Annotated in this window: 25 protein-coding genes and 1 riboswitch; of the genes, 14 read left to right on the forward strand and 11 right to left on the reverse strand. The window is 50.8% G+C overall.

Annotated features, from left to right (window positions below):
* Nucleotides 1–10: 10 nt before the first annotated feature.
* Both FFM82_RS08765 and FFM82_RS08770 read left to right on the forward strand, forming a co-directional pair.
* On the forward strand, nucleotides 11–574 hold the full coding sequence (locus FFM82_RS08765) for a GNAT family N-acetyltransferase (protein WP_137645465.1): 564 nt from the start codon (nucleotides 11–13) through the stop codon (nucleotides 572–574).
* 146 nt (nucleotides 575–720) lie between these two features.
* Nucleotides 721–1392, forward strand: coding sequence for a histidine phosphatase family protein (locus FFM82_RS08770; protein WP_137645466.1), 672 nt, complete (start codon nucleotides 721–723; stop codon nucleotides 1390–1392).
* Between the two features lie 204 nt (nucleotides 1393–1596).
* On the opposite strand, the gene FFM82_RS08775 is transcribed toward FFM82_RS08770, so the two are convergent.
* The 3 genes from FFM82_RS08775 to asnB all read right to left on the reverse strand — a co-directional run bounded on the left by FFM82_RS08775 (nucleotide 1597) and on the right by asnB (nucleotide 6409).
* Nucleotides 1597–3078, reverse strand: coding sequence for a UDP-N-acetylmuramoyl-L-alanyl-D-glutamate--2,6-diaminopimelate ligase (locus FFM82_RS08775; RefSeq protein ID WP_137645467.1), 1482 nt, complete (start codon nucleotides 3076–3078; stop codon nucleotides 1597–1599).
* Between the two features lie 223 nt (nucleotides 3079–3301).
* Entirely contained in the window at nucleotides 3302–4504 is a 1203-nt protein-coding gene (gene dapG / locus FFM82_RS08780; protein ID WP_137645468.1) for an aspartate kinase, read from the reverse strand.
* A 6-nt stretch (nucleotides 4505–4510) separates the two neighbouring features.
* Nucleotides 4511–6409, reverse strand: a complete 1899-nt coding sequence (asnB, locus tag FFM82_RS08785) for an asparagine synthase (glutamine-hydrolyzing) (RefSeq protein ID WP_137645469.1) — start codon at nucleotides 6407–6409, stop codon at nucleotides 4511–4513.
* 483 nt (nucleotides 6410–6892) lie between these two features.
* Here asnB and apf point away from each other — a divergent pair, with 483 nt between their 5' ends.
* Entirely contained in the window at nucleotides 6893–7504 is a 612-nt protein-coding gene (gene apf / locus FFM82_RS08790) for an aggregation-promoting factor (protein WP_137645470.1), read from the forward strand.
* 164 nt (nucleotides 7505–7668) lie between these two features.
* Here apf and FFM82_RS08795 read toward each other — a convergent pair whose 3' ends face one another.
* The 3 genes from FFM82_RS08795 to FFM82_RS08805 all read right to left on the reverse strand — a co-directional run bounded on the left by FFM82_RS08795 (nucleotide 7669) and on the right by FFM82_RS08805 (nucleotide 8995).
* Entirely contained in the window at nucleotides 7669–7848 is a 180-nt protein-coding gene (locus FFM82_RS08795) for a hypothetical protein (protein WP_137645471.1), read from the reverse strand.
* A 122-nt stretch (nucleotides 7849–7970) separates the two neighbouring features.
* Complete coding sequence (locus tag FFM82_RS08800; RefSeq protein ID WP_137645472.1) at nucleotides 7971–8297, reverse strand: AzlD domain-containing protein; 327 nt, start codon at nucleotides 8295–8297, stop codon at nucleotides 7971–7973.
* A complete protein-coding gene (locus FFM82_RS08805; protein WP_137645473.1) occupies nucleotides 8294–8995 on the reverse strand; it encodes an AzlC family ABC transporter permease in 702 nt (233 codons plus the stop codon). The genes FFM82_RS08800 and FFM82_RS08805 overlap by 4 nt, the downstream gene beginning before the upstream one ends.
* Nucleotides 8996–9174: 179 nt before the next feature.
* Between FFM82_RS08805 and FFM82_RS08810 the strand changes: the two genes are divergently transcribed.
* Nucleotides 9175–9396: a MerR family transcriptional regulator gene (locus tag FFM82_RS08810; protein WP_137645492.1), complete on the forward strand. Its 222-nt coding sequence runs from the start codon at nucleotides 9175–9177 to the stop codon at nucleotides 9394–9396.
* A 120-nt stretch (nucleotides 9397–9516) separates the two neighbouring features.
* Here FFM82_RS08810 and FFM82_RS08815 read toward each other — a convergent pair whose 3' ends face one another.
* Both FFM82_RS08815 and FFM82_RS08820 read right to left on the reverse strand, forming a co-directional pair.
* A complete protein-coding gene (locus FFM82_RS08815; RefSeq protein ID WP_137645474.1) occupies nucleotides 9517–10239 on the reverse strand; it encodes a DUF4811 domain-containing protein in 723 nt (240 codons plus the stop codon).
* Nucleotides 10239–11711 (reverse strand): MDR family MFS transporter, encoded by a 1473-nt coding sequence (locus FFM82_RS08820; protein WP_137645475.1) that lies wholly within the window; start codon nucleotides 11709–11711, stop codon nucleotides 10239–10241. The genes FFM82_RS08815 and FFM82_RS08820 overlap by 1 nt, the downstream gene beginning before the upstream one ends.
* Nucleotides 11712–11840: 129 nt before the next feature.
* On the opposite strand from FFM82_RS08820, the gene FFM82_RS08825 reads away from it, so the two are divergent.
* Nucleotides 11841–12293, forward strand: a complete 453-nt coding sequence (locus FFM82_RS08825; protein ID WP_225425664.1) for a MerR family transcriptional regulator — start codon at nucleotides 11841–11843, stop codon at nucleotides 12291–12293.
* Between the two features lie 690 nt (nucleotides 12294–12983).
* On the opposite strand, the gene FFM82_RS08830 is transcribed toward FFM82_RS08825, so the two are convergent.
* Nucleotides 12984–13328 carry a hypothetical protein gene (locus FFM82_RS08830; protein ID WP_137645476.1) on the reverse strand — a complete coding sequence of 115 codons (345 nt, stop codon included), beginning with the start codon at nucleotides 13326–13328 and terminating at the stop codon, nucleotides 12984–12986.
* Nucleotides 13329–13559: 231 nt separating this feature from the next.
* Between FFM82_RS08830 and FFM82_RS08835 the strand changes: the two genes are divergently transcribed.
* The 4 genes from FFM82_RS08835 (at nucleotide 13560) to FFM82_RS08850 (ending at nucleotide 16005) form a co-directional block, all read left to right on the forward strand.
* The gene (locus FFM82_RS08835; protein ID WP_137645477.1) at nucleotides 13560–14207 is read left to right on the forward strand and encodes a metal-dependent transcriptional regulator; all 648 of its coding nucleotides are present in this window, start codon (nucleotides 13560–13562) and stop codon (nucleotides 14205–14207) included.
* Between the two features lie 252 nt (nucleotides 14208–14459).
* Complete coding sequence (locus FFM82_RS08840) at nucleotides 14460–14660, forward strand: cold-shock protein (protein ID WP_137645478.1); 201 nt, start codon at nucleotides 14460–14462, stop codon at nucleotides 14658–14660.
* A gap of 130 nt (nucleotides 14661–14790) precedes the next feature.
* Nucleotides 14791–15534, forward strand: a complete 744-nt coding sequence (locus FFM82_RS08845) for a threonine/serine exporter family protein (protein ID WP_137645479.1) — start codon at nucleotides 14791–14793, stop codon at nucleotides 15532–15534.
* 9 nt (nucleotides 15535–15543) lie between these two features.
* Complete coding sequence (locus FFM82_RS08850; protein WP_137645480.1) at nucleotides 15544–16005, forward strand: threonine/serine exporter family protein; 462 nt, start codon at nucleotides 15544–15546, stop codon at nucleotides 16003–16005.
* A 51-nt stretch (nucleotides 16006–16056) separates the two neighbouring features.
* Here the strand turns inward: FFM82_RS08850 and FFM82_RS08855 are convergent, their stop codons facing one another.
* Complete coding sequence (locus FFM82_RS08855) at nucleotides 16057–17076, reverse strand: LCP family glycopolymer transferase (RefSeq protein ID WP_137645481.1); 1020 nt, start codon at nucleotides 17074–17076, stop codon at nucleotides 16057–16059.
* Between the two features lie 261 nt (nucleotides 17077–17337).
* On the opposite strand from FFM82_RS08855, the gene FFM82_RS08860 reads away from it, so the two are divergent.
* A complete protein-coding gene (locus FFM82_RS08860) occupies nucleotides 17338–18000 on the forward strand; it encodes a phosphatase PAP2 family protein (RefSeq protein WP_137645494.1) in 663 nt (220 codons plus the stop codon).
* Between the two features lie 50 nt (nucleotides 18001–18050).
* Here the strand turns inward: FFM82_RS08860 and FFM82_RS08865 are convergent, their stop codons facing one another.
* On the reverse strand, nucleotides 18051–18848 hold the full coding sequence (locus tag FFM82_RS08865; protein WP_137645482.1) for a lp_1002 family arylesterase: 798 nt from the start codon (nucleotides 18846–18848) through the stop codon (nucleotides 18051–18053).
* A 66-nt stretch (nucleotides 18849–18914) separates the two neighbouring features.
* On the opposite strand from FFM82_RS08865, the gene FFM82_RS08870 reads away from it, so the two are divergent.
* From FFM82_RS08870 to FFM82_RS08885, 4 genes are all read left to right on the forward strand, one after another.
* Nucleotides 18915–19484, forward strand: coding sequence for a GNAT family N-acetyltransferase (locus tag FFM82_RS08870; RefSeq protein WP_225425666.1), 570 nt, complete (start codon nucleotides 18915–18917; stop codon nucleotides 19482–19484).
* Complete coding sequence (locus tag FFM82_RS08875) at nucleotides 19471–19995, forward strand: RrF2 family transcriptional regulator (protein WP_137645484.1); 525 nt, start codon at nucleotides 19471–19473, stop codon at nucleotides 19993–19995. Before FFM82_RS08870 ends, FFM82_RS08875 begins: the two co-directional genes overlap by 14 nt.
* A gap of 186 nt (nucleotides 19996–20181) precedes the next feature.
* Complete coding sequence (alsS, locus tag FFM82_RS08880; RefSeq protein ID WP_137645485.1) at nucleotides 20182–21864, forward strand: acetolactate synthase AlsS; 1683 nt, start codon at nucleotides 20182–20184, stop codon at nucleotides 21862–21864.
* A 57-nt stretch (nucleotides 21865–21921) separates the two neighbouring features.
* Nucleotides 21922–22102, forward strand: a riboswitch (Lysine riboswitch).
* 135 nt (nucleotides 22103–22237) lie between these two features.
* Nucleotides 22238–23686 carry an amino acid permease gene (locus FFM82_RS08885; RefSeq protein WP_137645486.1) on the forward strand — a complete coding sequence of 483 codons (1449 nt, stop codon included), beginning with the start codon at nucleotides 22238–22240 and terminating at the stop codon, nucleotides 23684–23686.
* The last annotated feature ends 77 nt before the right edge of the window (nucleotides 23687–23763 follow it).

A 23763-nucleotide genomic window follows, 5' to 3' on the forward strand; every position in this document is an offset into this window, starting at 1 on the left:
AGGAATCTTTATGCAAATTCGAAAAGCACGCTCAACCGACGGCGCGGCAATTGCACCGCTCATCGCGGGTATTTATCGCGATATGGAAATGCCGGCGTTGGCTGACGTTAGTGATCAAGATTTATTGGACATGTTGACCCACCTTTACGCACGGCCCGAATATTTGGACGACTTAGCCCAGACGTTCGTGGCCGACGATGCCGGCCAGGTCGTCGGGGTAGCGTTCGGGCACCCGGCGGAAAACGAGGAAGCGGTCAACGACTTGTTGATGCAGGTCTCACAAGCCCACGCCGGGTTCAGCGTCCCGTTAGAACTGGGGGGCGAAACTCAACCGGGCGAATGGTACCTTAGTATGTTGGCGGTTGATCCGCAGCATCAGGACCACGGCATCGGTAGCCAGCTGTTAGGCGCCCTGCCACAGTTGGTTGGCGACCTCGCCGCCAAGTTGAGCTTAAACGTGGACGACGGCAACCCGCGGGCGGCGAAGTTATACCACCGCCAGGGCTTTGCCCGCAACGGACGCTTAATGATTGGTGTCCACCCGTACCAACACATGGTTAAGCCGATCGCCTAGATGCAAAAGGGAACCGCGACCAAAGTCACGGTTCCCTTTTTTTGGCTCCGTATGATAATAGTCGAAGCGTGCACCTTACTTTGTATCCTGACGGGATTACGGGTAGAATAGGGAAGATAACTAGACAGAAGGGAACGTTACATTCCATGCAAATTTACTTTGTTCGGCACGGCCGGACCCAATATAACCTTGAACACCGTTTTCAGGGCGGTGGATCGGATTCACCGCTACTGGCGGATGGCATTGCGGGTGCTAAGGCGGCCGGTCGTTATCTGGCCGACGTGCGCTTTGCACGGGTCTTCAGTAGCCCACAACAACGGGCACTCGACACGGCCAAGTACGTCGTCGCGGAAAATCGTTGGCAACCAGACGTGCAGTTGGAAGCCGGCCTCGCGGAGTTTAACTTCGGTACCTGGGACGGTCAGCGCGAAAGCGAAGTCGAACCGCAAGCCTACGCGCAGGTCTTACTCCACGAGCCCGGAAACTACGACCCGCAGCGCGCGGGGGGCGGCGATGACTACGCCGGCTTTGTTAAGCGGACGACCAGCGCTGTTAAGCGGCTGGTTGAGCAAAATGATCCGGCCAGTGACCAGGCCATTCTGGTCGTATCGCACGGACTGGTCACCACGATGACCGTTAAAACCTTACTGGGTGTACCGGTCGCGGAATTACGTGATCCACTCGACTACCAGGGCCAGCGGTTGAAGACTATCGGTAACGGGATTGTTGCTAACGATAGCTTGACGGTCGTTGAGACGCTTGATAACCAACACTTTACGTTAAAGAAATGGAATGATACCAGCTTTTTAACGGACTGATTCGAACGTGAAACAAGGGGCGGTGACATTAGTCACCACCCCTTGTTTGTCTCCGAATATTAATAGCCAAAACGTGCGCTAAAAGTCAGTTGGCTCCGCTTAACGGCGTAGGTCCAACAATCCAAGCCCAGGATTATTCGCCCTACGCCGTTAATGCTCACCAACTAACCGACTTTTTGCACACTCTCTTTGTGTTGGAACGGCTTAATCAAGCGTTGGTTTTAAGGCTAAGGCCTTGGACGCTTCTTCGCTATCGTCGAAGTGGTGCTTGGTACGGCCGATAATCTGATAATCTTCGTGACCCTTACCGGCGATTAAAACAACGTCACCGGGTTGGGCTTGTTCGATCGCCTTGGCAATCGCTTCGTGACGGTCTTCGTAAACTGGTACGCCGGCGTCCGGCACCCCCGCGACCATGTCTTGCAAAATGGCGGTCGGGTCTTCAGTTCGCGGGTTATCCGAGGTGAAGATTGGCTTACTGCTATGTTCGACCGCAATTTTGGCCATCTTCGGGCGTTTACCCTTATCCCGGTCACCGCCACAACCGACAACGCAGTAAATGTCTTTTTGGGCGAAGTCCTGAATGGTTTCGAGGGCGTTCAACAATCCGTCCGGCGTGTGGGAGTAGTCCACAATGACGCTGACCCCGGTATGTGACGGGACTGCTTGGAAGCGGCCCTTAACGCCGGTGACTTTTTCCAGTGAGGCAATGATCTGGGCTTCCGGAATCCCACTGGCATAGGCGGCGGCAAAGGCGGCCAACATGTTATAAACGTTGAACTCACCGATCAACTTCATGGTCACGTGGGTGACGTGGCCGAAGACCGATAAGTCGAACTCGGTACCGTGGCTATGAATGTGCACGTTTTGGGCGTTGATCATCGCGTCCGGATTGAGCCCGAAGGTTAAGACGTGCGCCGCGGTGTACTGTTCGAATTCGCGGCCGACCGGGTCGTCGGTGTTCAGAACGGCAACTTTGTGGGTGCCGTTTTGGTCGTACTTATTGCCGAGTTGGGCAAAGAGCATTGCTTTAGCTTCGGCGTACTTGGCCATCGTTTTATGGAAGTCGAGGTGGTCCTGGGTCAAGTTGGTGAAGACTGCGATGTCATAGTCGATGCCCCAAACCCGTCCGAGCACTAACGCAATCGAAGAAACTTCCATCGCAACGGTTTGGACCCCGGTGTCCCGCATAGCGGCTAACGTCCGCTGGGTGGTAATGGCGTCCGGCGTCGTGTTGGCCGTCGGGTATTTTTGATCCTTAATCTTACGGTACATTGTGCCAATCAGACCGGTTACCTGTTGTTGGTCGCGGTAGATTTGTTCGATCAGGTGGGTGACGGTCGTTTTACCATTCGTCCCGGTTACACCGATCATCCGCATTTTTTGACTCGGTGCGTCATAAAAGACGTCGGCTAACATCGCCATTGCGCGTTCGGTGTTGGCCACGTAAACAACCGGCACCGCAACGTCGATTGGCTTTTGGGCAACAATCAGTTGGGCGCCTTTTTCAACTGCTTGGCCAGCCAGGTCGTGACCGTCGACGTGGTAGCCGTCGACGCAGATGAAGACGGCCCCCGGCTTAACTTCCCGGGTGTCCTGCGTTAACAGGGTCACGTCAAAATCCGTGGTGAGTGCGGGTTCGACCCGTTTGAACTTTAAACTATTAATTAATTCGCTTGCTTTCATAATTAGTGACGTCCTTTTCCTTAGAATCCGTATTTGACTGTTTCTAGGATACATGCAAATCGGGCAATTGTCGAGGTGGGCCGGTCTGCTTGGTTGATTTCAGTGTACGCTTTATTTGGGTGACGCGAGTAGTGGCGACGTCCCGCTGATTAAGCAACTGAACTTGCTAAGGGTGGCAACAAAAACGACCCGCACGCTCAGGGGCGTGCGGGTCGTTATCGGGCTATTTAATGCCTAAAAATTCATCGTGCAGGGCGTTCATGGCAGCCTTTAAATCGGCTTCCTTAACTAATACCCAGATGGTCGTGTAACTATCGGTTGATTGTAAAATATCGATGTGCTGGGCACTCAGCGCCGTCACGATGCGGGCGGTCACGCCGGGCGTCCCGGTAATACCGGCGCCGACGACCGAAACCTTCGCACAGTGACTGATTGCTTGGCAGTCAACGTGGGCATCGGTCAACAATTGCTTCGCCACCGCCGCATCGCCGTCGATTAAGTTGAAGACGACTTGGTGTTGGGTGATGTTGATGAAATCGACGCTCAGACCGTGTTGGGCCATTAATTGGAAGATTTCGCTGGAACTCAGCGTGTCGGTCGGAACCGTGAACTGGGTCAGGTCCGCCTGGTGGGCGATCCCGGTCACCGTTCGGTAGTGTTCAATTTTGGTGGTCGTCCGGTCAGTAACCAACGTGCCGAGCGCGTCGGTAGCCTCGTAGGTCGAGCGAATCCGCATCGGAACGTGGGCCTGTTCAGCAATTTCGACGGCCCGGGGGTGAATCACCTTGGCGCCTTCGTGAGCCATGTTAGCCAGTTCTTCGTAGCTGATGGCTTCGATGAAGCGCGCGTGGGTGACCAGCCGCGGGTCGGCCGTCATCATGCCGTTAACGTCGGTAAAAATATCGACCCGTTTGGCATGTAACGCCGCCCCGAGAATTGCGGCCGACGTATCGGAACCACCGCGACCGATCGTTGTAATGCGACCGTCCTTGGTAGCACCTTGAAAACCAGTTACAACCACCACGTCGGCGTCTTTGAACGCCTCGGTAATCGGTTGCGGGTCGACCCGTAGAATCTTAGCGTTTTGGAACTCGTCGTCGGTGACAATGCCGGCGTCGTGGCCGGTCATGGCGGTGACGTTCAGACCTTGTTCACGCGCCAGTTCGGTAAAGACGGCCGTTGAAATGGTTTCACCAACTGAAACCAGCATGTCGAGCTCGCGGTTAGTTAAGCGCGATTGGTCGGCGCCAACTAAACCGAGCAACGAGTCGGTCGCGTAGGGCGCGCCCTTGCGACCAATCGCGGAGACCACGACGATGACTTTATCGCCCTGATCCACGGCGTACTGCACGTGCTTTAAAGCTTGTTTGCGGGCGGCGACGTCCTTAACGGAAGTGCCGCCGAATTTTTGAACGATTATATCCATCGGTGATTACTCCTCGATTTTGGCCGCATGGGCGTTAGCTTCGGGACTGTCCATCAAGTGGTCACTTTCAACGTAGATCTTGTGCCACATCATGAAGGTCAATACGGTCCACAGTTTCCGTGAGTTATCACGAACGCCGGCCTTGTGATCATCCAATAGTTTCAAGAAGTAGGCCTTGTTGAAGTATTGGTCGGTTTGCGAGTCGTTAATAATCTGCTTAGCCCAGTCGTACATTTCTTCTTTAAGCCAGAAGCGAATTGGAACCGGGAAGCCCAGCTTCTTACGGTGAAGCACGTGGGCCGGCACAATGTCTTCGACGGCCTTACGTAAGATGTACTTGGTGGTCCCGTGGCTAATCCGCAGGTTGGCTGGGATTTCGGCGGCTAAGTTGTAAACTTCGCGGTCAACAAACGGAGTCCGGAGTTCCAAGCTGTGGGCCATCGTGGTCCGGTCAGCGTTGTGTAATAGGTCACCGTTCAACCAGGTGTGCATGTCGATAAACTGCATCCGGCTGATCGGGTCGTAGTCGACCGATTCGTCGTAAAACGGTTGGGTGATCGACTGGAACGGGTGGTTGCGGTTGTAGTCCTTGAAGAAGGCCTGCTTTTCCTGTTCGCCGAAGATAAAGGCGTTCCCAACGTAGCGGTTTTCTAGTGGCGTGGTTCCCCGTAGTAGGAAGGAACGGCCGCGCATTCCTTCGGGCATCATCATCGCAATCCGCTTCAACGCGCCGTTGATTGGCTTCGTGTAACGGAACGGCTTGAGTGATTCCGGTTCGTGGTAAATCGTGTAGCCACCGAATAGTTCGTCGGCGCCTTCACCGGTCAGGGCGACCTTCACGTGCTTAACGGCTTCCTTAGCCAGAAAGTACTGCGGCACGGCGGCCGGGTCGGCCAGTGGATCATCCATACTCCAGACAAAGTGGGGGAAGGCCTTCATGAAGGCTTCCGGTGTGATCGTCATGCTGAAGTTTTCAACGCCGAGCTTTTCGGCCGTTTCCTGCGCCACGTCTAATTCACTGTAGCCCTCACGTTCGAAACCAACCGAAATCGTCTGGAGGTTCGGGTTAAAGTTCTTCGCAATGGCCACGACGATCGACGAATCAATCCCGCCAGACAGGAAGGAGCCGACCGGAACGTCGGAGCGCATGTGAATCTTAACCGAATCAATCAGGGCGTCCTTGATTTTCTGGGCGTATTCGTCTTCGCTGCGTTGTACCGGATGAAATTCGCGGTGGTAGTAGCGTTCGATTCGGGGGGCGGCCCCCAGCTTTTTGGTTAATGAACAGCCGGGTTCCAACATTTTGATCTGCTTCGTCAAGGTTTCCGGTTCGGGAACGAATTGGAAGGTCATGTAATCTTGAAGGGCGTTCTTATCGAAAGTTTTATCCTTTAAAATCTTGTAAATGGCTTTACTTTCGGAGGCGTAGTAAAAATCGTCGCCGGAAATCGCGTAGTAGAACGGTTTGATCCCGAATTGATCCCGTGCCGCAAACAACGTCTTTTCCTGTTTGTCCCAAATCACGAAGGCAAACATGCCGCGTAAATACTTCGTCGCATTTTCTTTATATTTGGCATACATGCCAAGAATAACTTCTGAGTCGGAGTTGGTTTTAAATTCATAACCTTCTTGTTTCAATTGCGCGCGCAATTCAACGTAGTTATAAATTTCCCCATTAAATGTCATCCAGTAACGTTCATTATCGTATGACAGTGGCTGGTGTCCACCGGCCAAGTCAATGATACTTAAACGCCGAAACCCCATGGTAATGTTGTCATCGGCAAAGTACCCGTCGTCGTCGGGCCCCCGGTGAACAATCATTTTTGTCATTTCGTGGATGGTCTGATCGTAAGCGGCGTTATCCGTCTTTGTCCGATCAGTTAAGCAACCAGCAAAACCGCACATGTATGTTCATCTCTCAATCTTTTAATTATATAGGTAGTTTTATACTCGTGGTTCGCTGTTAATTTACCCGATTAGGGCTGCCAAGTAAAGCAATTCAGCTAATTGTAACGGATTCTTACCGAAGTCCGGTACTTCAGTTGACAAGTATCAACGCCCACCTGTGAGTACACTCCAATCATTATACTTGCTTTATCCCGTAAGATAAAGCTGTCTACGCTTTTGGAGAACGGTTTCATGCAGAAAAAGCGGGGCTGTGGGCGCTATGTTGAGGATGATTGACCCAACAAATTCCGGCAGTTATATTACAAAATATTACGAAACCGCCCAAATATTACAAAAATGGGGACAAATAGTAATCCGGTTGCTATTGAGCTGTTACATTCAGCCGTTATACTAAGTCCTGTTGTTAAGCACTGCAACCCACGTGGTTCGGTGCTAGGAAAGTTACTTTAGATAAAACTACAGGAGTGAAGAATTTAAATTATGAAGATCAAGAGTTTATTATTATCAACTGCCGCCGCAGCAAGTCTGCTTGTTTTTGGGGCAACCGCTGCAAATGCCGACACCATCACGGTTAAAGCTGGCGACACGGTAAGTGCCCTTGCTGAAACTCATAACACGACGATTTCTGCAATTGAATCAGCGAACGCATTAGAAGACGTTAACTTAATCTTCGTTGGCCAAGAGTTGGAAATTAACGTCGCAACTTCAACGACTACTGTTCAAAGCCAAGCACCACAATCAGCTGCTGCTTCACAAGCACCGGTTCAAAGCCAAGCACCACAATCAGCTGCTGCTTCACAAGCCCCAGTTCAAAGCCAAGCACCACAATCAGCTGCGCCTGCTAGCCAAGCTGCAAGCACGACCAGCTCAAGTGACAGTGCTGCTAAGGCCTGGATTGCGAACAAGGAATCCGGTGGTTCGTACAGTGCCCGTAACGGTCAGTACATCGGTAAGTACCAATTAAGCGCGTCCTACTTGAACGGCGACCACTCTGCCGCTAACCAGGAACGGGTTGCTGAAAACTACGTGGCTTCACGTTACGGTTCATGGACCGCAGCCCAAAGCTTCTGGCAAGCAAACGGCTGGTACTAAGATTTAATTAAATGATAATTAACGGACTAATTTAGGTTAGTCACGAAATAAAAGCTGACCCGCGGAAATCTTGTGATTTTTGCGGGTCAGTTTTTTAATAGTTAGGGGCAATCATAGCAGTTAATTGCAACTTTCTGGGTGTTTTGTCCTGTTCAATGTGATAGTTAGTCCCACTTTTTAGCCAGTGAAAAAACAATCAATATTCCGCCAATTGCCAAGCCGGTACTGATAATACCAGTTAGCCGCGAGGGCAGCTGGGCGGTTTCGCCAAGTACGGTTCCAGTGTAGCCAAGCATCCCGCCAATAATCCCGGCGGTTAAGCGGGCTTTCAAACGGCGTGTCAACCGGATTCCCCCCTCCGTTGTAAGTTGAATGTGGGTTAAGCTTAGCACGGCGAATGGCTGGTAACATCAATTTTAAGCAAAGAATGCGTTACGGGATTGTAAACCAGTCAGTAAATACCTGACTAGCCAAGCCCAACGAAACGTAGGAGGGCCATGGCTGCCACGCCGGTTATAACCACGGCAAGCAGACTTTTAGTTAAGACGCCGGCTAAAATTGCTGGCAGTGATGCGTAAATGTTTGGTAAATTGAACGTCGGCCAGTGTCCGGCGTGGTAAACCAGTAAGTTTTCCACGAAAATGGCGGTCATGATGGCGACCGGCACGAACGATAAGAAGTTGATCAGCCAGCCGGGCACCGTCATGTTTTTAATCACGGCAAACGGGATGACCCGCGATAGCCAGGTGACCAGGCCGCAAAGCAGAATGGTTATCAATATGTAGGCGTTCATTTAGGACTCACCACCATTCCAAAACCGCAACCGAGTAACGTTGCGATTAATAGGGCGATGTTGCCTGGGAAAAAGCGCATCAGAAAGAACATGCACACGGCTACAAACAGGACAACTTCGGCCTGGGTGGCTAACGGTTTACTGCGATCGGTGATTATTTGTAAGTATAGTAACCCAATAAACATACCGACGACCGCAAAGTCGAGGCCGAACTGGTCAGGGTCGGCAATTAGGTTCCCTAGCAAGCAACCAACGACCGTGGCGGCTGCCCAGACTAAGTAAGCGACCACGTTAGCGGCGTGTAACCAGGTCGGTCGTAGTTTTTGATCAGTCACGTTTAGCTTATTCATGCTTAGGGCGAAGGTCTCGTCGGTCAACAGGGTCCCCAGACCGATATTTTGTAAGAGGGAATCCCGCTTGAAATAGCGGGCGACCGTCATACTCATGAGAATCATCCGGGAGTTAATTAGAAAAGTGGATAACACGATTGCCGACACCGGGCTCCCGGCAAGTAACATACTAATTATGATGAACTGGGCCGAACCGGCGTAGACGATGAGCGACATCAATAACACCGCCAGCACGGAAAGGTGACTGGTATTGGCCACAATGCCCATTGCGAGCCCGACGCCAACGTAACCGAAGACGGTTGGTAGGACGTCGCGGAGCCCGCTTTTAAAGCTTAAACTTGAATCCATTTGGCTGCCTCCTAACAACGCGTTAATGATAAAGATTAGTGTACACTTTTTAGTGAAAATAATGAAGATTTTTATCATTCGATTTTAATGTAAAAATTAGGTAATTGTTGCTTGCATTTGATTAGTGGCGGGCGTACGATAGTCTCATTGATTTTTTGAAAGGACAAATGGTGAGCGAAATGACTCTGGAACAATTAGCAGCCCGTAGTGGGGTCGCTGCTGATAAAATCATCACTTACACCGAGGCCGGGTTGCTCCCTTGTAAGGACGCGCACGCAACTTTTAGTGCGGACGATCAATATTGGCTGGATATGGTCAATTGCTTCTTAGAAAATGGCTCCTCCGTTGAGGACTTGAAGGATTTAATGCCACTGTGCGAACAGTGCGCAACGACTTATTAATGTGAACCTGAATGCGGGATTTCTAGCTTAAGCTGGGAGCCCGTTTTTTATTTGGTAATTAAAAGGCACACCTACCCGTAATTCCATGCGGATAGGTGCGCCTTTAATTAGCCAAGCCGATCAATCGTTAGCTTTAACTTGTTGTAATAAACTTTTGACTGCGTTTTGCTGGTACTGAGCCGCAGCGGCCTTGCTGACTTTCGTAATTTCCGCCTGACTCATGGTCGGGTCCTTGGTCATGGCAGTCTTGACCTGATTTTGCACGTAAACCTTCGCCCGTGCTTTTAAAGTCGGTTGTTGCTGCTTCATGAGTTTACTGAAAGCTTTTGCCTGACTACTGCTAAGTACCGCCCAGTCCGCGTTCACGTAGAAGGTGTTGTTGGTACTGATCAGTTCGTGATCGTTACCGGCAATTCCGAACCAGAACTTCATCGCGTTACTCTTGTAAGTCCAGCGGGTCGTCTTTGTGACTAATTTCGGTGTATTCTGGCTAGTTTTGACGTGATTAGTGACTTTGACGCTAGCCTTAGTGTGTTGCGTCTTTTTTTGACTCGCCGTCTGTTTGTAAACGTAAACCCGGTGTTTGTCCGCCGAACCGACACTTTGGTAAAGCAACAGGTTCAGCTGCTTATTTGCACTCACCGAGGCGAGCTTGCTCGTTTTTGCCGTGGTGGTCTTGACCATCCCGTAATGTTGATTATCATTTTTAGAAATGAAGACGACTGATCCAACGAGCAACAGGCCAAACACGATGGTTAGTGGCAGCCGGACGCTGTTGCGACTGGTGTAAACAAACGATATTAACAGGGCAATCGCACTAATTACTAAAATAATAAGAATCATTAGTCACGCACCTCCTGGTTATCTGGCTTGACCGAGTGCTGCTTGTCCTTCATAAAGAAGGCAACGAACAGGCCGACAACGCTAAAGCCAACTGCAACCCAAAACGCTGCGTGGTAGCCGTTCAAAGTGGCGTTATAGTAACTATCCTGATAACCGAGCGGGTTACGCTTCAACAGACTGTGGGCCGGTTGGGCGGCGCTCGTCACGTTGGAAAGTACCGAGGTTAGGATGGCGGTCCCAATCGAGCTGGCAATTTGCCGGGTCGTATTGTTGACGGCGGTTCCGTGCCCCATCAAGTGAACGGGCAGGGCGTTCATCCCGGCGGTCGTGGCCGGCATCATCACCATCGCAATCCCGAACATCCGTAAGGCGTACAGGAAGACGATGTAGATCGTGGCGGTCGTCCGCGTGATGAAGGCGAACGGTAACGTCCCAACCGTTAGTAGGAACATCCCGAGGATTGATAAGCGCCGAGCACCGAAGCGGTCAAAGGCCCGCCCGGTAATTGGACTCATGATCCCCATCATTAATGCCCCGGCCAATAAGGATAGGCCGGATTCGAACGCCGAAAAGCCGTGAATGATTTGCAAGTACAATGGAATGACCATTTCGGCCCCGACCATTGCCATGTTGGCTACTGAACTTAAAACGGCGGCGACCGTAAATTCAGTGTGGGTGAAGACCCGTAATTGTAAGAACGGCTTTTCCATGGTTAATTGGCGCCAGATGAACAGGGCGATAAAAATCACACCGAGGATCAGGGTGGTCAGCACGACGGTGGAAGTCCAGCCGTTGTCACCCACGGAAGAGAACCCGTAGAGGAGGCTACCGAACCCGATTGTGGATAACACTAGTGACCAGAAGTCCAACTTGGGCTTGGACGTCTCCAAAACGTCGGCCATGAAGAAGAATCCTAAGATTAAGACCAACGCGACTATTGGCACGATCAGGCCGAACAAGTCCCGCCATGATAAGTTATCGATGACCCACCCGGATAAGGTTGGCCCAATCGCTGGGGCGAGGCCGACCACGATACCGGCCATCCCCATGGCGGCGCCCCGTTTGTCAGCGGGGAAGATGGTCAACATGATGGTTTGCAGTAGCGGCATCGTGACGCCGACACCGACCGCTTGAATCAGGCGGCCAGCTAATAACGCGGCGAAACTTGGTGCGGTCCAGGCAATCACGGTCCCAACTTCAAAAATAGTCATTGCGGATAAGTACAACCACTTCGTTGAGAACCGCGAGCTGAGCCAGGCACTGACTGGAATCATGATCCCGTTGACCAGCATGAAACCGGTCGTTAACCATTGGACGGTCGACGTCGTAATGTCGAATTCCTTCATTAAGGTTGGAAAAGCCGTCGTTAGAATGGTTTGGTTAAGGACGGTACAAAACGTCCCGATTAATAAAATGGCAATCAGTAAACCGCGCTTATACGGCTTGCCGTTCGTATCTAAGGTTGCTGACAATCAAATTCCTTCTCTCTAAAAAAGTACGCTTACTAATATAAGCGGATTTAATTTCTTTGTCAACAAACTTGACATTGATGTTGAAAAATATATACTAAATATTGAAATTGTAAGAAAAGGGGTCGGATTTTGAATAATCAGGACAAGGCGCTGATTGAAAAGTTGAAGCGCCAGATTGATAAGCACCAGTTCACAATTGGAATTAGTGACCTAGCGAAGATGACGGGGGTCTCACAGACGCAATTGCGTTATTGGGAACAAAAAGATTATATTCACCGTTCCAAGGCGGGGGAAAAGAACGTGGCGCACCGGTATTCATACGGGACGTTGATGCGGGTTCATTTCATTAAAACGTTGTTGGATGAAGGTTTTACGTTGGCGGCGGCCGCCGCGCGTGCCGATGCGCACAGTAACCAAATCGAAATGATGCGGATTTTCATGATGACGGCGTTTCAGGGGGTTGAGGAGCGCGACGGTCATCACATGATTGACTTGGGTTACTTCGACGAGGCGCACGAACAGAAGCTTTACTGCTTCATTCAGGACGAACAGGTCCACTACCGGGTCTATCCCGTGAAATAAGTTGGGCTCGCCTAGCTTTTAGCTTGTGAAAACGGTTAAACAATGGTAAATTTAAGGCGGTAGGTGTCGGTCAGTCATTTGGGCATTCAAGTTTCCCGCTCGTCAATCGATCTTATGGCTGGATTGACTGTTGTCATGTTGGTCGTGTTTTGAAGTCTAGCTTTGTAAAAGGATATACAACGGAGCGCGAAGGAGCGCTGAAAGAAGCCCGGTTTAACCGGGTAGAAATCGTGCATAAAACAACGTGTAATTGAAACGAATCTTTCAATCGCCCGGTGATGATGCCTACCATGGGCCCCAAGTGATGCGGGAAAGCTTGGGGCTTTTGTGTAGAGTGTGGGCCGGAGCGGGTAGGTTCCGAGCATAGCCTAGCTACTGACCTTATTAGCGGGCTGTGCTAATGGGGGCAGTAGCGTAGCTAAGCGCAGGAAGCTGCTCCGGTTCACACGTTTCGGCTATGTCGCCAAGAGCGGGTGGTTTTCCAACGGGGCCATAGCGTAGCAGGCGCAGAAAGCTGCTCATAACCACACGTTTCGGCTATATTGCCAAAAGCGGGCTGTGCTAATGGGGGCCATAGCGTAGCAGGCGCAAGAAACAGTCCTGGTTCACACGTTTCGCCCAATTTGTGTCGCAACTAAAAAAAGCTTCGGCACTTGCCGAGGCTCAATTAATCAATAGAATACGATGCGATTACGAATTCGAAATTTGCATGAAGTTGGTGGCGTACCATTCGTTCCACGCAAGCGCCGGTCGACCGCTTTCAAAGTATTTTTGGTCGAGGTGGTCGATCAGGTTGACGTAGTCGCCATACGAGAATTGAACGCTGTCATCCAACCGCTGCTGGGTCGTCATGTAACGGCCATAGGTCAGGTGTTCGTTAATGTCCGTCATGTAATTGGCAACGTCGTAGTTAGACATCAGTTCCAAGTTATTGGCGTCAAATAACGGTAGGTAAAAAGCGGCAAATTCTTCAACGGCTTTCCGTTGTAAGTTGTCGTCGAGTTCGGTAATTGATAATTGAGCATCATTAGTCACGATGCGGTTCCTCCTTAGTATTAAGCACGGCCCCAAAATAATTGTGGTAAGTGTAACCAAAATTATTGGTTTGCGCTACAATTTAATTATGGCACGATTGGAACCGTTTTTCAAAGTTGTCGTGTCCTAGCAGTTCGTTAGTGGCGACAATGACTTAATTGTAGTAAGATAGTGGAATTAACGTTTAGGCAACTCAAAATGTCAAATTTTATGTTGAGGTGAAGGATATTCATGACCCCCATGAAGGAAGATTACTTAAAAATTATTTTCGAACTTGGTGGTACGAAGAAAAAGGTGTCAAACAAGCAGATTGCATTGAGCTTAGACATCGCGGCCGGTTCCGTGACGGAAATGGTCGGTAAATTAGTGCAGGAAGGCTTGGCTAAGCACACCCCGTATGCCGGGATCTCGCTGACTAAAAAGGGTATTCGCTACGCGGAGACCCTGGTTCGTAAGCACCGTATTTGGGAAGATTTCTTAGTGGACAAGCTCCATTACGGTTTACCGGATGTTCATTCGGAAGCCGAAGTTTTGGAGCACGTCACGAGTGAACGCTTGGTGGACTCACTAGAAGCGTTCTTAGGTAATCCGACCCATTGTCCCCACGGTGGGGCGATTCCCGACAAGGAAGGGCACTACCAGGAAGATAGTCATACCAGCTTGGCGGATAGCCAGGATGGTGATGAGGTGGCAATCGAGCGCTTTATCGATAACCACGATCTATTGATGTACCTCCACGACATTGATTTACAAATCGGCCAGGACGTAACCGTGATGAAGCACGATCCGTTCGAAGGACCGGTCACCATTGAGGTTAAAGCGACCGGACAAAAGATTCCGGTCAGTTATAAGGCCGCTCATAATGTTTTTGTTAAGTAAACAATAATTTTCAGGACGTCCCGAACGAATTTGCCAGTCGCGGGTTAGTTATTCTGTTTTAATTATCACGGTATAAAGAATTTTGCGAAAAGCTCGGGATTGGCTACCCTTTTTAAAATCAGTATGCTACAATGACTCATGTAGCTTGGTTAGGTAATTTTGGTCAGATCGTTTCAATAAACTATCCCCAATTTGCACCGAATCATGTACATTATTTTAATTGTGCAGTACGCACTAGGAGGATTTTTTATTATGGAACACGGAACAGTTAAATGGTTCAACGCCGACAAAGGCTTCGGTTTTATCACTCGCGAAAACGGTAGCGATGTATTCGTACATTTCTCAGCTATCCAAGAAGACGGCTTCAAGACTCTTGAAGAAGGCCAAGCTGTAACTTTCGACGTTGAAGAAAGCGATCGTGGCCCGCAAGCAGTTAACGTTACTAAAGACTAATTAACGGCTTAAATGGCTAAATAACCGGTGTTGGGGAATCCCGACACCGGTTTTTTGTTGGAAAGTTTTCCTTTACGAAGGCCCTTCCATGGCTTAAAGTAGGACTTATCAGAAGGTAGGGGGTGACCGCATGACCACGGATGAGCTCATCATTGCGACCTGTTTAAAAGCGGGCAAGATAATGGTAGAAAACGGTTCGGAAATTTCACGGGTGGACGACACAATGATGCGGATTGCGCAAAACGCCGGCGTGATTTCGGCGAACACTTACGTGACAATCACCGGGGTAATGATGTCGATTCAGGGGCGCAACGCGACGCAAATTGCGGCAATCACCCAGCGGACGATCGATTTGGAAAAGGTGGCGCAGGTCAACCAGCTGTCGCGCGAATTTGCGGCCCAAAAAATCGATTTACCGACGTTGCAGCGGCGCTTAAACTCGTTAGACCAAGCCTCGCGCTCGTTTCCGCTTTGGTTGCAGTTAGTCGGGGCGGCGCTGGTTAGCGGCCCGTTAATGATTATGTTTCGCCAGGAAACCATTAATACCTGGCCAACGGTGGTGATTGGGACCCTCGGCTTCCTAGTTTATTACCTATTGAACCGGTACCTGAAAATTAAATTTTTGAGTGAACTAGCCGCAGCCCTATTTATCGGTTTCGGCGCGGAGTGGGCGTTGCAAATCGGTTGGGGAACCAACGTTAATGATATTATTATCGGTAGCCTGATGCCGTTAGTTCCGGGCGTCCCACTGACGAACGCCGTCCGCGATACCTTGGCCGGCAACTTCATTAGTGGCCCGGCCCGCGGCGTCGAAGCGTTACTCAGTGCGGCGGCGCTTGGTTTCGGGATTGCCGTTGTGATCACGTTAGCGTAGGGGGCAGTTATGGCAATTATTGGACAATTGATTTTAGCGTACCTGGCCGTGCTTGGGTTCGGCTTAATTATCAACATCCCGCACCAGGCGTTGAACGTCGCCGGCTGGATTGGAACGATTACCTGGGGAGCTTACTTGATCGTGCAGGCCTTCGACGGTGGGGTGGTGCTGGGCAGCCTGATTGGTTCAATTGGCATCGGCGTGTTAAGTAGTATTGCCGCCCGTGATAAAAAAATGCCGGCAATCATTTTTAACATTCCGAGTCTGGTTTCCTTTGTGCCAGGAAGTCAGGCCTACCAAATGGTCCGCAACTTTGCGTTGGGACAGTATCGCCAAGCGGTCAGCTTCATGTTGCAAGTGATCATGATCACCGGCGCGATTGCGCTGGGTTTCCTGTTGGCGGAACTATTGAACCGCTTAATCGCGTTCGGGCGTTTACAGTGGCGCCGGCACCAAATTAAACAATCCTAAAGAAAACCGGTCGTCGAAAGTAGAATTCGACGACCGGTTTTAAATTTTAATTTAATTACGATTTGCGTATTTTTCACCAGTAGTTGCGGCCTTTAAATTCAAGGATTTCCGCAATACGTTGGTGACCCGTTGCTTTTCGCTTTGGGAAACCACTTCGAAGGCTTGACCATTGATTGACTGGCCGGTCCCCTGAGCGTGGTCGGAAACGATGTTCTTAGTTGCCGAACGGTAGTTGCTAAATAACGTGGTTAGGTTACCGAACGTTAAGTCCGTCCGGGTTTGCTTGGCAATTGATTGTAAGAAGTCTTGCTTAAGCAGGTTCGAGGCGCTGGTACTTTCGCTCAGAATAGCGGTGATCAGCTGGCGTTGCCGTTGCTGGCGACCATAGTCCCCAAGCGGATCTTGGTACCGCATCCGTGAATATTGCAAGGCCTTATCGCCATCCATGTGGGTCTTAACGCCCTTAGTGTAATGGTAGCCTTCGTAAGTAAAGGTCCGAATCGGGGTAATGTCGACCCCGCCGATTTCGTTAACGACCTTTTTCATACCACCCATGTTGATCAATGCGTAGTAGTCAATTGGAACGTTCAACCAGTTTTGGACCGTTTTGATCGTGGTCCCAGCACTACCATAGGCGTAAGCGGCGTTCAGCTTAGTTGGGAAGTCCTGTTCGAAGCCCGAGACGGCTACTTCCGAATCCCGTGGTAGACTCATCAGGGTCGTTGTCTTGGTCTTAGGGTTAACCGTCGCAATGATCAGCGTGTCGGTCCGCCCCTTATAGTCGCGGCCCAGTGCCCCGGTATCGGTTCCGAGTAAGAGAATCGAAATTGGCTTTTTTGAATTTAACACGGCGTTGGTGTTCCGGGACTTTTTAATACCACTACTCTTATAGACGGTATTAGCAGCCGTGCGGGCATTGTGGTAAGTCCGCCAAGCGAAAGCACCGGTCCCAACGAGTAAGACGGCAATGATAATTAAGATGACGTTTCGTACGGGATGGCGCTTTTTCGGTCCTTTTCCACGTGGCTTCTTGTCGCGATGTAATTCTGAACGACTTGGCATTTCTTCCATGAATTCTTCCTCCAATGGTAATGTAGAAAAACTATACTTCAGTTTAGCATTTTTTGTTCATTACGGAAACAAAATCTAAGTGAAGTTTCTTCCCCGAATCTTCACACTTGCACCTAATCATAACGGTTTTAATAAGAAAATGTGGTGGATTCAATTTTCTTTGAGCTTTTTTAAGGTTCCAATGCGGCTTACAACGGTTCAGGCCGTCAATTGATTATGGTATAATTTTAGTAATAAATATTGATGGGGGTTCTTGTCTTGATGATCGATAAGTCGCGTAGTCGGTCGATCAAATTTGTTATCAGTTTGGTTTTATTTGCATACTTGACGTACTTTGTGAGTTCCGGGGCGGTTGGGATTGATTTAGCGGACGCCGCGGTGATCACCTTAGTTCAGGTCAGCCATAGCCATTTCTGGGTTGTTTTTTATAAAATAATCAGTTGGGTGGCGTCACCCAGCCGTGACGTGTATTGGGTCTTGATCGCGGCGTTTTTCGGCTACGGCTTCAAGTATAAAATCCAAGCCATCTGGTCGTTAGGCTACATGGCCGGGGCGATGAGCCTCGGGTTACTGGTGAAACACTTGGTTGGTCGGATGCGGCCAATCGGACACTTAGCGCAGGATACCGGCTACAGTTATCCGAGTGGTCACGTCCTCGGGACCTTTATTCTAGTCAGTGCCATTTTGATATTCGTCGTTCCGGAATTACCAACTTACCGGATGGGCCAAATTGTTGAATGGGTCAGCGTGATTTGGTTGCTGCTCGTAATCTTTGCGCGCATCTACCTGAACGCCCACTATCCGACCGACACGCTCGGGGCCGTCCTGCTAGGATGGTGTTGGACGCAGGTGATGGCCTGGGTTTACGTCCGTTGGGCCCGTAGCTGGCTCAAGTACAAATTGTTTTATCGTTCCTATTTATAGCAAGTTAAAGGGCGTCATCACAATTGTGGTGACGCCCTTATTATTAGCGATTATTTTTGATTATCGGCGAGCCATTCCAAGGCTAATTCTAACCAGTGGGCCGCGTGCGGTTGAACCGCATCGGTTTTCCAAGCCGTCTGGTGGTTGGCGAGTGCCAAACCGTGGGGGCCGTGTTTAAATACGTGCAGCTCGTACGGTACGTTGGCTTGGGCTAGGGCGGTCGCGTAGGCCAAGCTGTTCGTGGCCGGGACGATTGGATCGTCGGCGGTCACCCAAATAAAGGTCGGCCGGTTGGTTGCGCTGACGTGCTGGTCAGCCGCCAGCTTGGTCGGCGTCGCGGACCACTTTGCGAGCGTCGCGGCGTCCTTTGGAAAGCCGAGTAGCGGGCTGATTACCGGGTAGCTTAAGATGACTTGTTGTGGCTTAAGTACCGCGGCGTCGACGTGCAACGTTTGCGGTAACGCGCTGGCCCAGTAGTCGTTATACAAAGCGACGATGTGGCCGCCGACGCTGAAACCGACTGGCGTCAACTGATCAGCGTCAACGTGCCAGTCCGCGGCCCGTTGGCGAATCAGTTGGATGGCCCACGCTAGGTCGAGGACCGGCGCGAGTTCCAGGGGTGCTTGGTTACTTAATAAGGTGTATTCCAAGAAAAAGGCCTGGTAACCGTGACCGGCAAACGCCATCGCGAGACTTTCGGCCTGGCCGACCGGAATCGAGGTGTACGATCCGCCGGGGACGATGATAATGGCCGGCAACGCCGTTTGATGCGCGTTTTGGTCCGGCTGGTGTAAGAAACCGGTGAGTTGGGCGTGACCACCCGATAATTTTTGTTGAATAACTTGCATGCAGACACCTCTCTTGATATGGTTAACATAACTATTATAACGCAAGTCAGGTGGTAGACAATGGGAATGGTCACGGTTACAGAACGGGGAGAACGGGTGTTGCTCCGGCCGTTTACGACAACCGACGTGACGGATTATTACGAACTGGTCGCTAACCGAGCCATTGCCCGGCCAGCCGGTTTTACGCCCGCGCACAGCGTGGTTGAGGCCCAGTACTTACTGGCCCAACAGTTAAAGCTGCCCCAAGTTTTTGCGTTGGTCGACGGTGCCACGATGAAGGTGATTGGTAGTGTTGGTCTGTACGAACGGATGAACCGCTACGGCGAACCAGCGCCCCGTCAAATGGATCTGGGGTACATGTTGAACGCGGATTATTGGCACAAGGGGGTGATGTCGGCGGCGGTTGGGTTGATTTTACGGTACGCCTTTACCGATCTTCGGCTCACCCGGGTGACGGCCAGCTGCTTGGCGGATAACGCGGCCTCCAAGCTAATTTTGGAGCACGCCGGTTTTCGGCAGTACGACGCCGTCAAGCACCCGGACTACGCGCCGTTTGGGGCGGGGGAAACCGAATTGTTTTATGAATGCGTGGCGTTAGCGACCACGCCGGGAGATGATCAGAATGCAACTCGCTAAATCTTTTGAACAGGCGGCCTGCGTCCTCGTGCTACTGGCAACCCAGCAGCCGGAAGTGCCGTTAACGGCCGACGTGTTACACGAACGGATCGGGGGCTCGGCCAGCTATATTCGAAAAATCATTCGAAAGTTGGTTGTTGCCGGTCTGGTCACGTCTAGTAGTGGTAATAACGGGGGCGTCTACTTAGCTAAGTCGCCCGATGATATTTCAATCAAGGACGTGGTCAGCGCCATCGAGGGCACGCTCCACACGTTCCCGAACCGCGGCTACTTTGACCGCGTCTTTAAGGACGTTGAGCCGGTGGCCGATGAGGGGACTAAAATCGTTAACGCGATTTTTTCACAAGCCGACCAGTTATGGCTGGACTTTTTGGCTGAAAAGAAGATTGCGGCGTTAATTAAGCAGTTACTTGCCGTCAAGCAGATTCCGGTCCTGGACTGGACCAACCAATCTGAAGATAAAATGGCGCAACTCAACGCCATCTTAGTCCGTTTACGGGCCAATAAGTGATTTGGATTACAAGCACGTCGATTTTTGTATGCGGTTTCGCCAACAAATAGCGGTAAATCGCTGGTTTAGCTTTAAAAGTGAGCAACGAGAATTAGCGGACCTTTTTCACAAGGCTGAAAATCCTATGATTCCGGCGTTAATTGTGTTATTCTAACATTACTTTTCACAAAGATAGAGGAGACGAACATGGCAGATAAAAAATATTATGGCGCGGATGCGATTGTTGACAGCTTGATTAACCATGACGTGAAGTACGTTTTTGGGATTCCAGGTGCCAAGATCGACCGTGTTTTTGAACGACTAGATCATCCGGTCAACCCGAAGACGCCGAAAATGATCGTGACCCGGCACGAAGCCAACGCGGCCTTCATTGCCGCGGGAATCGGACGGATCACCGGTAAACCGGGGGTCGTTTTAACGACGTCGGGTCCCGGCGCCAGTAATTTAGCCACCGGCTTAGTGACTGCGACCGCTGAAGGCGATCCGGTCCTGGCCATTTCCGGACAGGTACAACGGGCGGACTTACTTCGTTTGACCCACCAAAGCATGAATAACGCGGCGCTGTTTAAGCCGATTACGAAGTACACCGCCGAAGTGCAGGAACCGGAAAATATTTCTGAAGTGCTTGCCAACGCCTACCAGGAAGCGACCGCTGCTAAGCAGGGGGCCAGCTTTGTCAGCGTGCCGCAAGACGTGACCGATTCGGTCGTGTCGACGCCGGTAATCCCACCGTTGCAAGCGCCTAAATTGGGACCAGCCAGTCCGGTTGAAACCACGTTGTTGGCACAAAAAATCAAAGCGGCGAAGTTACCAGTACTATTAGTTGGGATGCGGGCTTCCTCACCAGAAGTGACCGAAGCCATCCGTAACCTAGTGACCGCCGCCAACTTGCCAGTTGTGGAAACGTTCCAAGCTGCCGGGGTGATTTCCCGGGAATTGGAAGCTAACCACTTCTTCGGCCGGGTCGGGTTATTCCGTAACCAACCGGGTGACATGTTATTGAAGAAATCCGACTTGGTGATTGCCGTAGGGTACGATCCAATCGAATACGAACCGCGAAACTGGAACGCCGAAGGTAAGGCGCGCATCGTTGTTATCGACGACATGCGGGCTGAAATCGACCATAACTTCCAACCGGAAACCGAATTGGTCGGGGACATTGCCCAAACGTTGGACTTCTTGTTGCCTTACATGAAGGGCTACGATATTAGTGCCGACGCTAAGCAGTACCTGGCTGAATTACAAGAACGTCTCCAAACACGCGACTTCGTGCCGAACATCGACGAAAAGTCGAACCTGATCCACCCGTTGTCATTTATCGCCGCCCTGCAAAAGCGGGTCACTGATGACATGACGGTCACGGTCGACGTTGGTAGCCATTATATCTGGATGGCCCGGCACTTCCGTAGCTACGAACCCCGGCACCTGTTATTCAGTAACGGGATGCAGACGTTGGGCGTTGCCTTACCATGGGCGATTGCGGCGGCGTTAGTGCGGCCAAACACCCAGATTATTTCAATTTCCGGTGACGGTGGGTTCCTCTTCTCCGCGCAGGAATTGGAAACGGCAGTGCGGTTGAACCTGAACATCGTCCATATTATTTGGAACGATGGGACTTACGACATGGTCAAGTTCCAAGAAGAAATGAAGTACGGCGAAGACGCCGCGGTCAAGTTCGGCCCGGTCGACTTCGTGAAGTACGCAGAAAGTTTTGGCGCAACCGGCTTGCGGGCAAACAGTCCGGCCGAGTTGGGTGACGTCTTGGACCAAGCGCTTAAGGCGGATGGTCCGGTCGTTATCGACGTGCCAATCGACTATTCGGATAACAAGGCACTGGGTAAGACCATGTTGCCTGACCAATTTTATTAAAAGAATGTTGAACCGCGGTTGTCAAAGCAACCGCGGTTTTGTATAATGATTGAGTATATCGAAAGAAGAGGATGCGGTTAACAAGAGTAACTTGCGCGAGACGGGTCATCGTCAGTGAACGCAAGTGAAAGGGGCAACCGCCGAAATCAACGGGGTGTGACCACGCCAATGGTTGGGACTTGGTTTAAGAGGCCAAGAACTGTCGCAACTAGAATAGTTGCGGGGCGCTATCGACGATGAAATCAGCATTTGTAGACCATTCTGATTAAAGTCTTTTTGCGCAGTTTGCAAAGGGACTTTTTATTTTGGTCGGGCTTACCTGAATCGGTGTGAACACTTTTAGATATAAATCGATTTTTTGGAGGGTTCTGCAATGGCAGAAGAACAACATCAGGAAGTGCACCGATCGTTAAAGACGCGGCACTTATCCATGATTGCATTAGGTGGTAGTATCGGGACCGGGCTGTTCGTGGCTTCGGGTTCCGCAATTTCAACGGCCGGACCGGGCGGCGCGCTTCTCGCGTACGCTGGTATCGGGATTATGGTTTATTTTTTAATGACTAGTTTGGGTGAAATGGCGACTTACTTGCCGGTATCGGGATCGTTTTCCACCTACGCCACCAAGTTTGTCGACCCGGCGCTCGGGTTTGCGATGGGCTGGAATTACTGGTTCAACTGGGCGATTACCCTGGCGGTCGACATTAGTACCGCGGCGATCGTTATGCAGTTCTGGCTGCCGGAAGTTCCGGGCTGGGTCTTTAGTTTGATTGCGCTAGTTCTGATTTTTATGATCAACGCATTGTCGGTTCGGTCCTTCGGGGAAACCGAGTACTGGTTATCACTGATCAAGGTCGTGACCGTGTTGATTTTCCTAGTTGTCGGTGTGCTGACGATTTTTGGAATTATGGGCGGTCACGCGACCGGACTAGAGAACTTCGCGTATAAGAAGGCGCCGTTTGTCGGTGGGATTCCAACGATTCTAAGCGTCTTCGTTGTCGCCGGCTTTTCGTTTCAGGGAACTGAATTGATCGGGATTACGGCTGGTGAATCGGCAACGCCGGAAAAGAGTATCCCGGCGGCCATTAAGCAGGTTTTCTGGCGAATCATCCTGTTTTACATTTTAGCGATTTTCGTTATCGCGGCGATCATTCCGTACACGTCCAAGGACCTGTTGGGTTCGTCCGCAACCGACATTGCCATCAGTCCGTTTACGTTGGTCTTCAAACGCGCCGGCTTGGCCGCCGCGGCCAGCGTGATGAACGCGGTCATCCTGACGTCCGTTTTATCAGCGGCCAACTCGGGGATGTACGCGTCGACGCGGATGCTTTACTCGCTGTCCTTACAAGGTTACGCACCTAAGACCTTTGGCCGTGTTAACCGCCGCGGAATTCCAATCATGGCCCTGCTGGGGACGACCGTGATCGGGTTATTGACCTTCTTGTCCAGCATGTTTGGTGAACGGATCTACATCTTCCTGGTTTCTGCCAGCGGGTTGACCGGCTTCATTGCCTGGTTAGGAATCGCTATTTCACACTTACGGTTCCGGCGGGCCTTCATTAAGCAGGGCCACAGCCTCAGCGAGTTACGTTACCATGCTAAGTGGTTCCCGTTTGGTCCCTGGTTTGCGTTCCTGCTCTGCATGATCGTCATTATTGGCCAGGATATTCATTCGTTTGCGACCTTGGATTGGCAAGCCATTGGTGTGACCTACATGAGCATTCCGTTGTTCATCGTGCTGTACGTTTATTACAAGATTCGGTATAAGACGAAGATGATTCCGCTAGATAAGGTGGATTTGAGCCAATCACACCACGATGATTAGTTAATTAAATTCAAGGGATGACCGCTGTTTGGCGGTCATTCCTTTTTGAATTCTCGTGGTTTTGGTGGTGTTATCTA

The sequence above is a fragment of the Lactiplantibacillus plajomi genome, assembly GCF_005405405.1.
Taxonomy (GTDB): domain Bacteria; phylum Bacillota; class Bacilli; order Lactobacillales; family Lactobacillaceae; genus Lactiplantibacillus; species Lactiplantibacillus plajomi.

Bases quoted from the DNA above. Each gene is read 5' to 3' on its own strand.
- FFM82_RS08770 (WP_137645466.1), top strand. From the start codon at position 721: ATGCAAATTTACTTTGTTCGGCACGGCCGGACCCAATATAACCTTGAA.
- FFM82_RS08875 (WP_137645484.1), top strand. From the start codon at position 19,471: ATGCAACTCGCTAAATCTTTTGAACAGGCGGCCTGCGTCCTCGTGCTA.
- FFM82_RS08815 (WP_137645474.1), bottom strand. From the start codon at position 10,239: ATGATTCTTATTATTTTAGTAATTAGTGCGATTGCCCTGTTAATATCG.
- FFM82_RS08865 (WP_137645482.1), bottom strand. From the start codon at position 18,848: ATGCAAGTTATTCAACAAAAATTATCGGGTGGTCACGCCCAACTCACC.
- alsS (WP_137645485.1), top strand. From the start codon at position 20,182: ATGGCAGATAAAAAATATTATGGCGCGGATGCGATTGTTGACAGCTTG.
- FFM82_RS08860 (WP_137645494.1), top strand. From the start codon at position 17,338: ATGATCGATAAGTCGCGTAGTCGGTCGATCAAATTTGTTATCAGTTTG.
- dapG (WP_137645468.1), bottom strand. From the start codon at position 4,504: ATGGATATAATCGTTCAAAAATTCGGCGGCACTTCCGTTAAGGACGTC.
- FFM82_RS08800 (WP_137645472.1), bottom strand. From the start codon at position 8,297: ATGAACGCCTACATATTGATAACCATTCTGCTTTGCGGCCTGGTCACC.
- asnB (WP_137645469.1), bottom strand. From the start codon at position 6,409: ATGTGCGGTTTTGCTGGTTGCTTAACTGATCGGACAAAGACGGATAAC.
- FFM82_RS08845 (WP_137645479.1), top strand. From the start codon at position 14,791: ATGACCACGGATGAGCTCATCATTGCGACCTGTTTAAAAGCGGGCAAG.
- FFM82_RS08805 (WP_137645473.1), bottom strand. From the start codon at position 8,995: ATGGATTCAAGTTTAAGCTTTAAAAGCGGGCTCCGCGACGTCCTACCA.
- FFM82_RS08765 (WP_137645465.1), top strand. From the start codon at position 11: ATGCAAATTCGAAAAGCACGCTCAACCGACGGCGCGGCAATTGCACCG.
- FFM82_RS08870 (WP_225425666.1), top strand. From the start codon at position 18,915: ATGGTCACGGTTACAGAACGGGGAGAACGGGTGTTGCTCCGGCCGTTT.
- FFM82_RS08850 (WP_137645480.1), top strand. From the start codon at position 15,544: ATGGCAATTATTGGACAATTGATTTTAGCGTACCTGGCCGTGCTTGGG.
- apf (WP_137645470.1), top strand. From the start codon at position 6,893: ATGAAGATCAAGAGTTTATTATTATCAACTGCCGCCGCAGCAAGTCTG.
- FFM82_RS08810 (WP_137645492.1), top strand. From the start codon at position 9,175: ATGACTCTGGAACAATTAGCAGCCCGTAGTGGGGTCGCTGCTGATAAA.
- FFM82_RS08835 (WP_137645477.1), top strand. From the start codon at position 13,560: ATGACCCCCATGAAGGAAGATTACTTAAAAATTATTTTCGAACTTGGT.
- FFM82_RS08775 (WP_137645467.1), bottom strand. From the start codon at position 3,078: ATGAAAGCAAGCGAATTAATTAATAGTTTAAAGTTCAAACGGGTCGAA.
- FFM82_RS08885 (WP_137645486.1), top strand. From the start codon at position 22,238: ATGGCAGAAGAACAACATCAGGAAGTGCACCGATCGTTAAAGACGCGG.
- FFM82_RS08840 (WP_137645478.1), top strand. From the start codon at position 14,460: ATGGAACACGGAACAGTTAAATGGTTCAACGCCGACAAAGGCTTCGGT.
- FFM82_RS08855 (WP_137645481.1), bottom strand. From the start codon at position 17,076: ATGGAAGAAATGCCAAGTCGTTCAGAATTACATCGCGACAAGAAGCCA.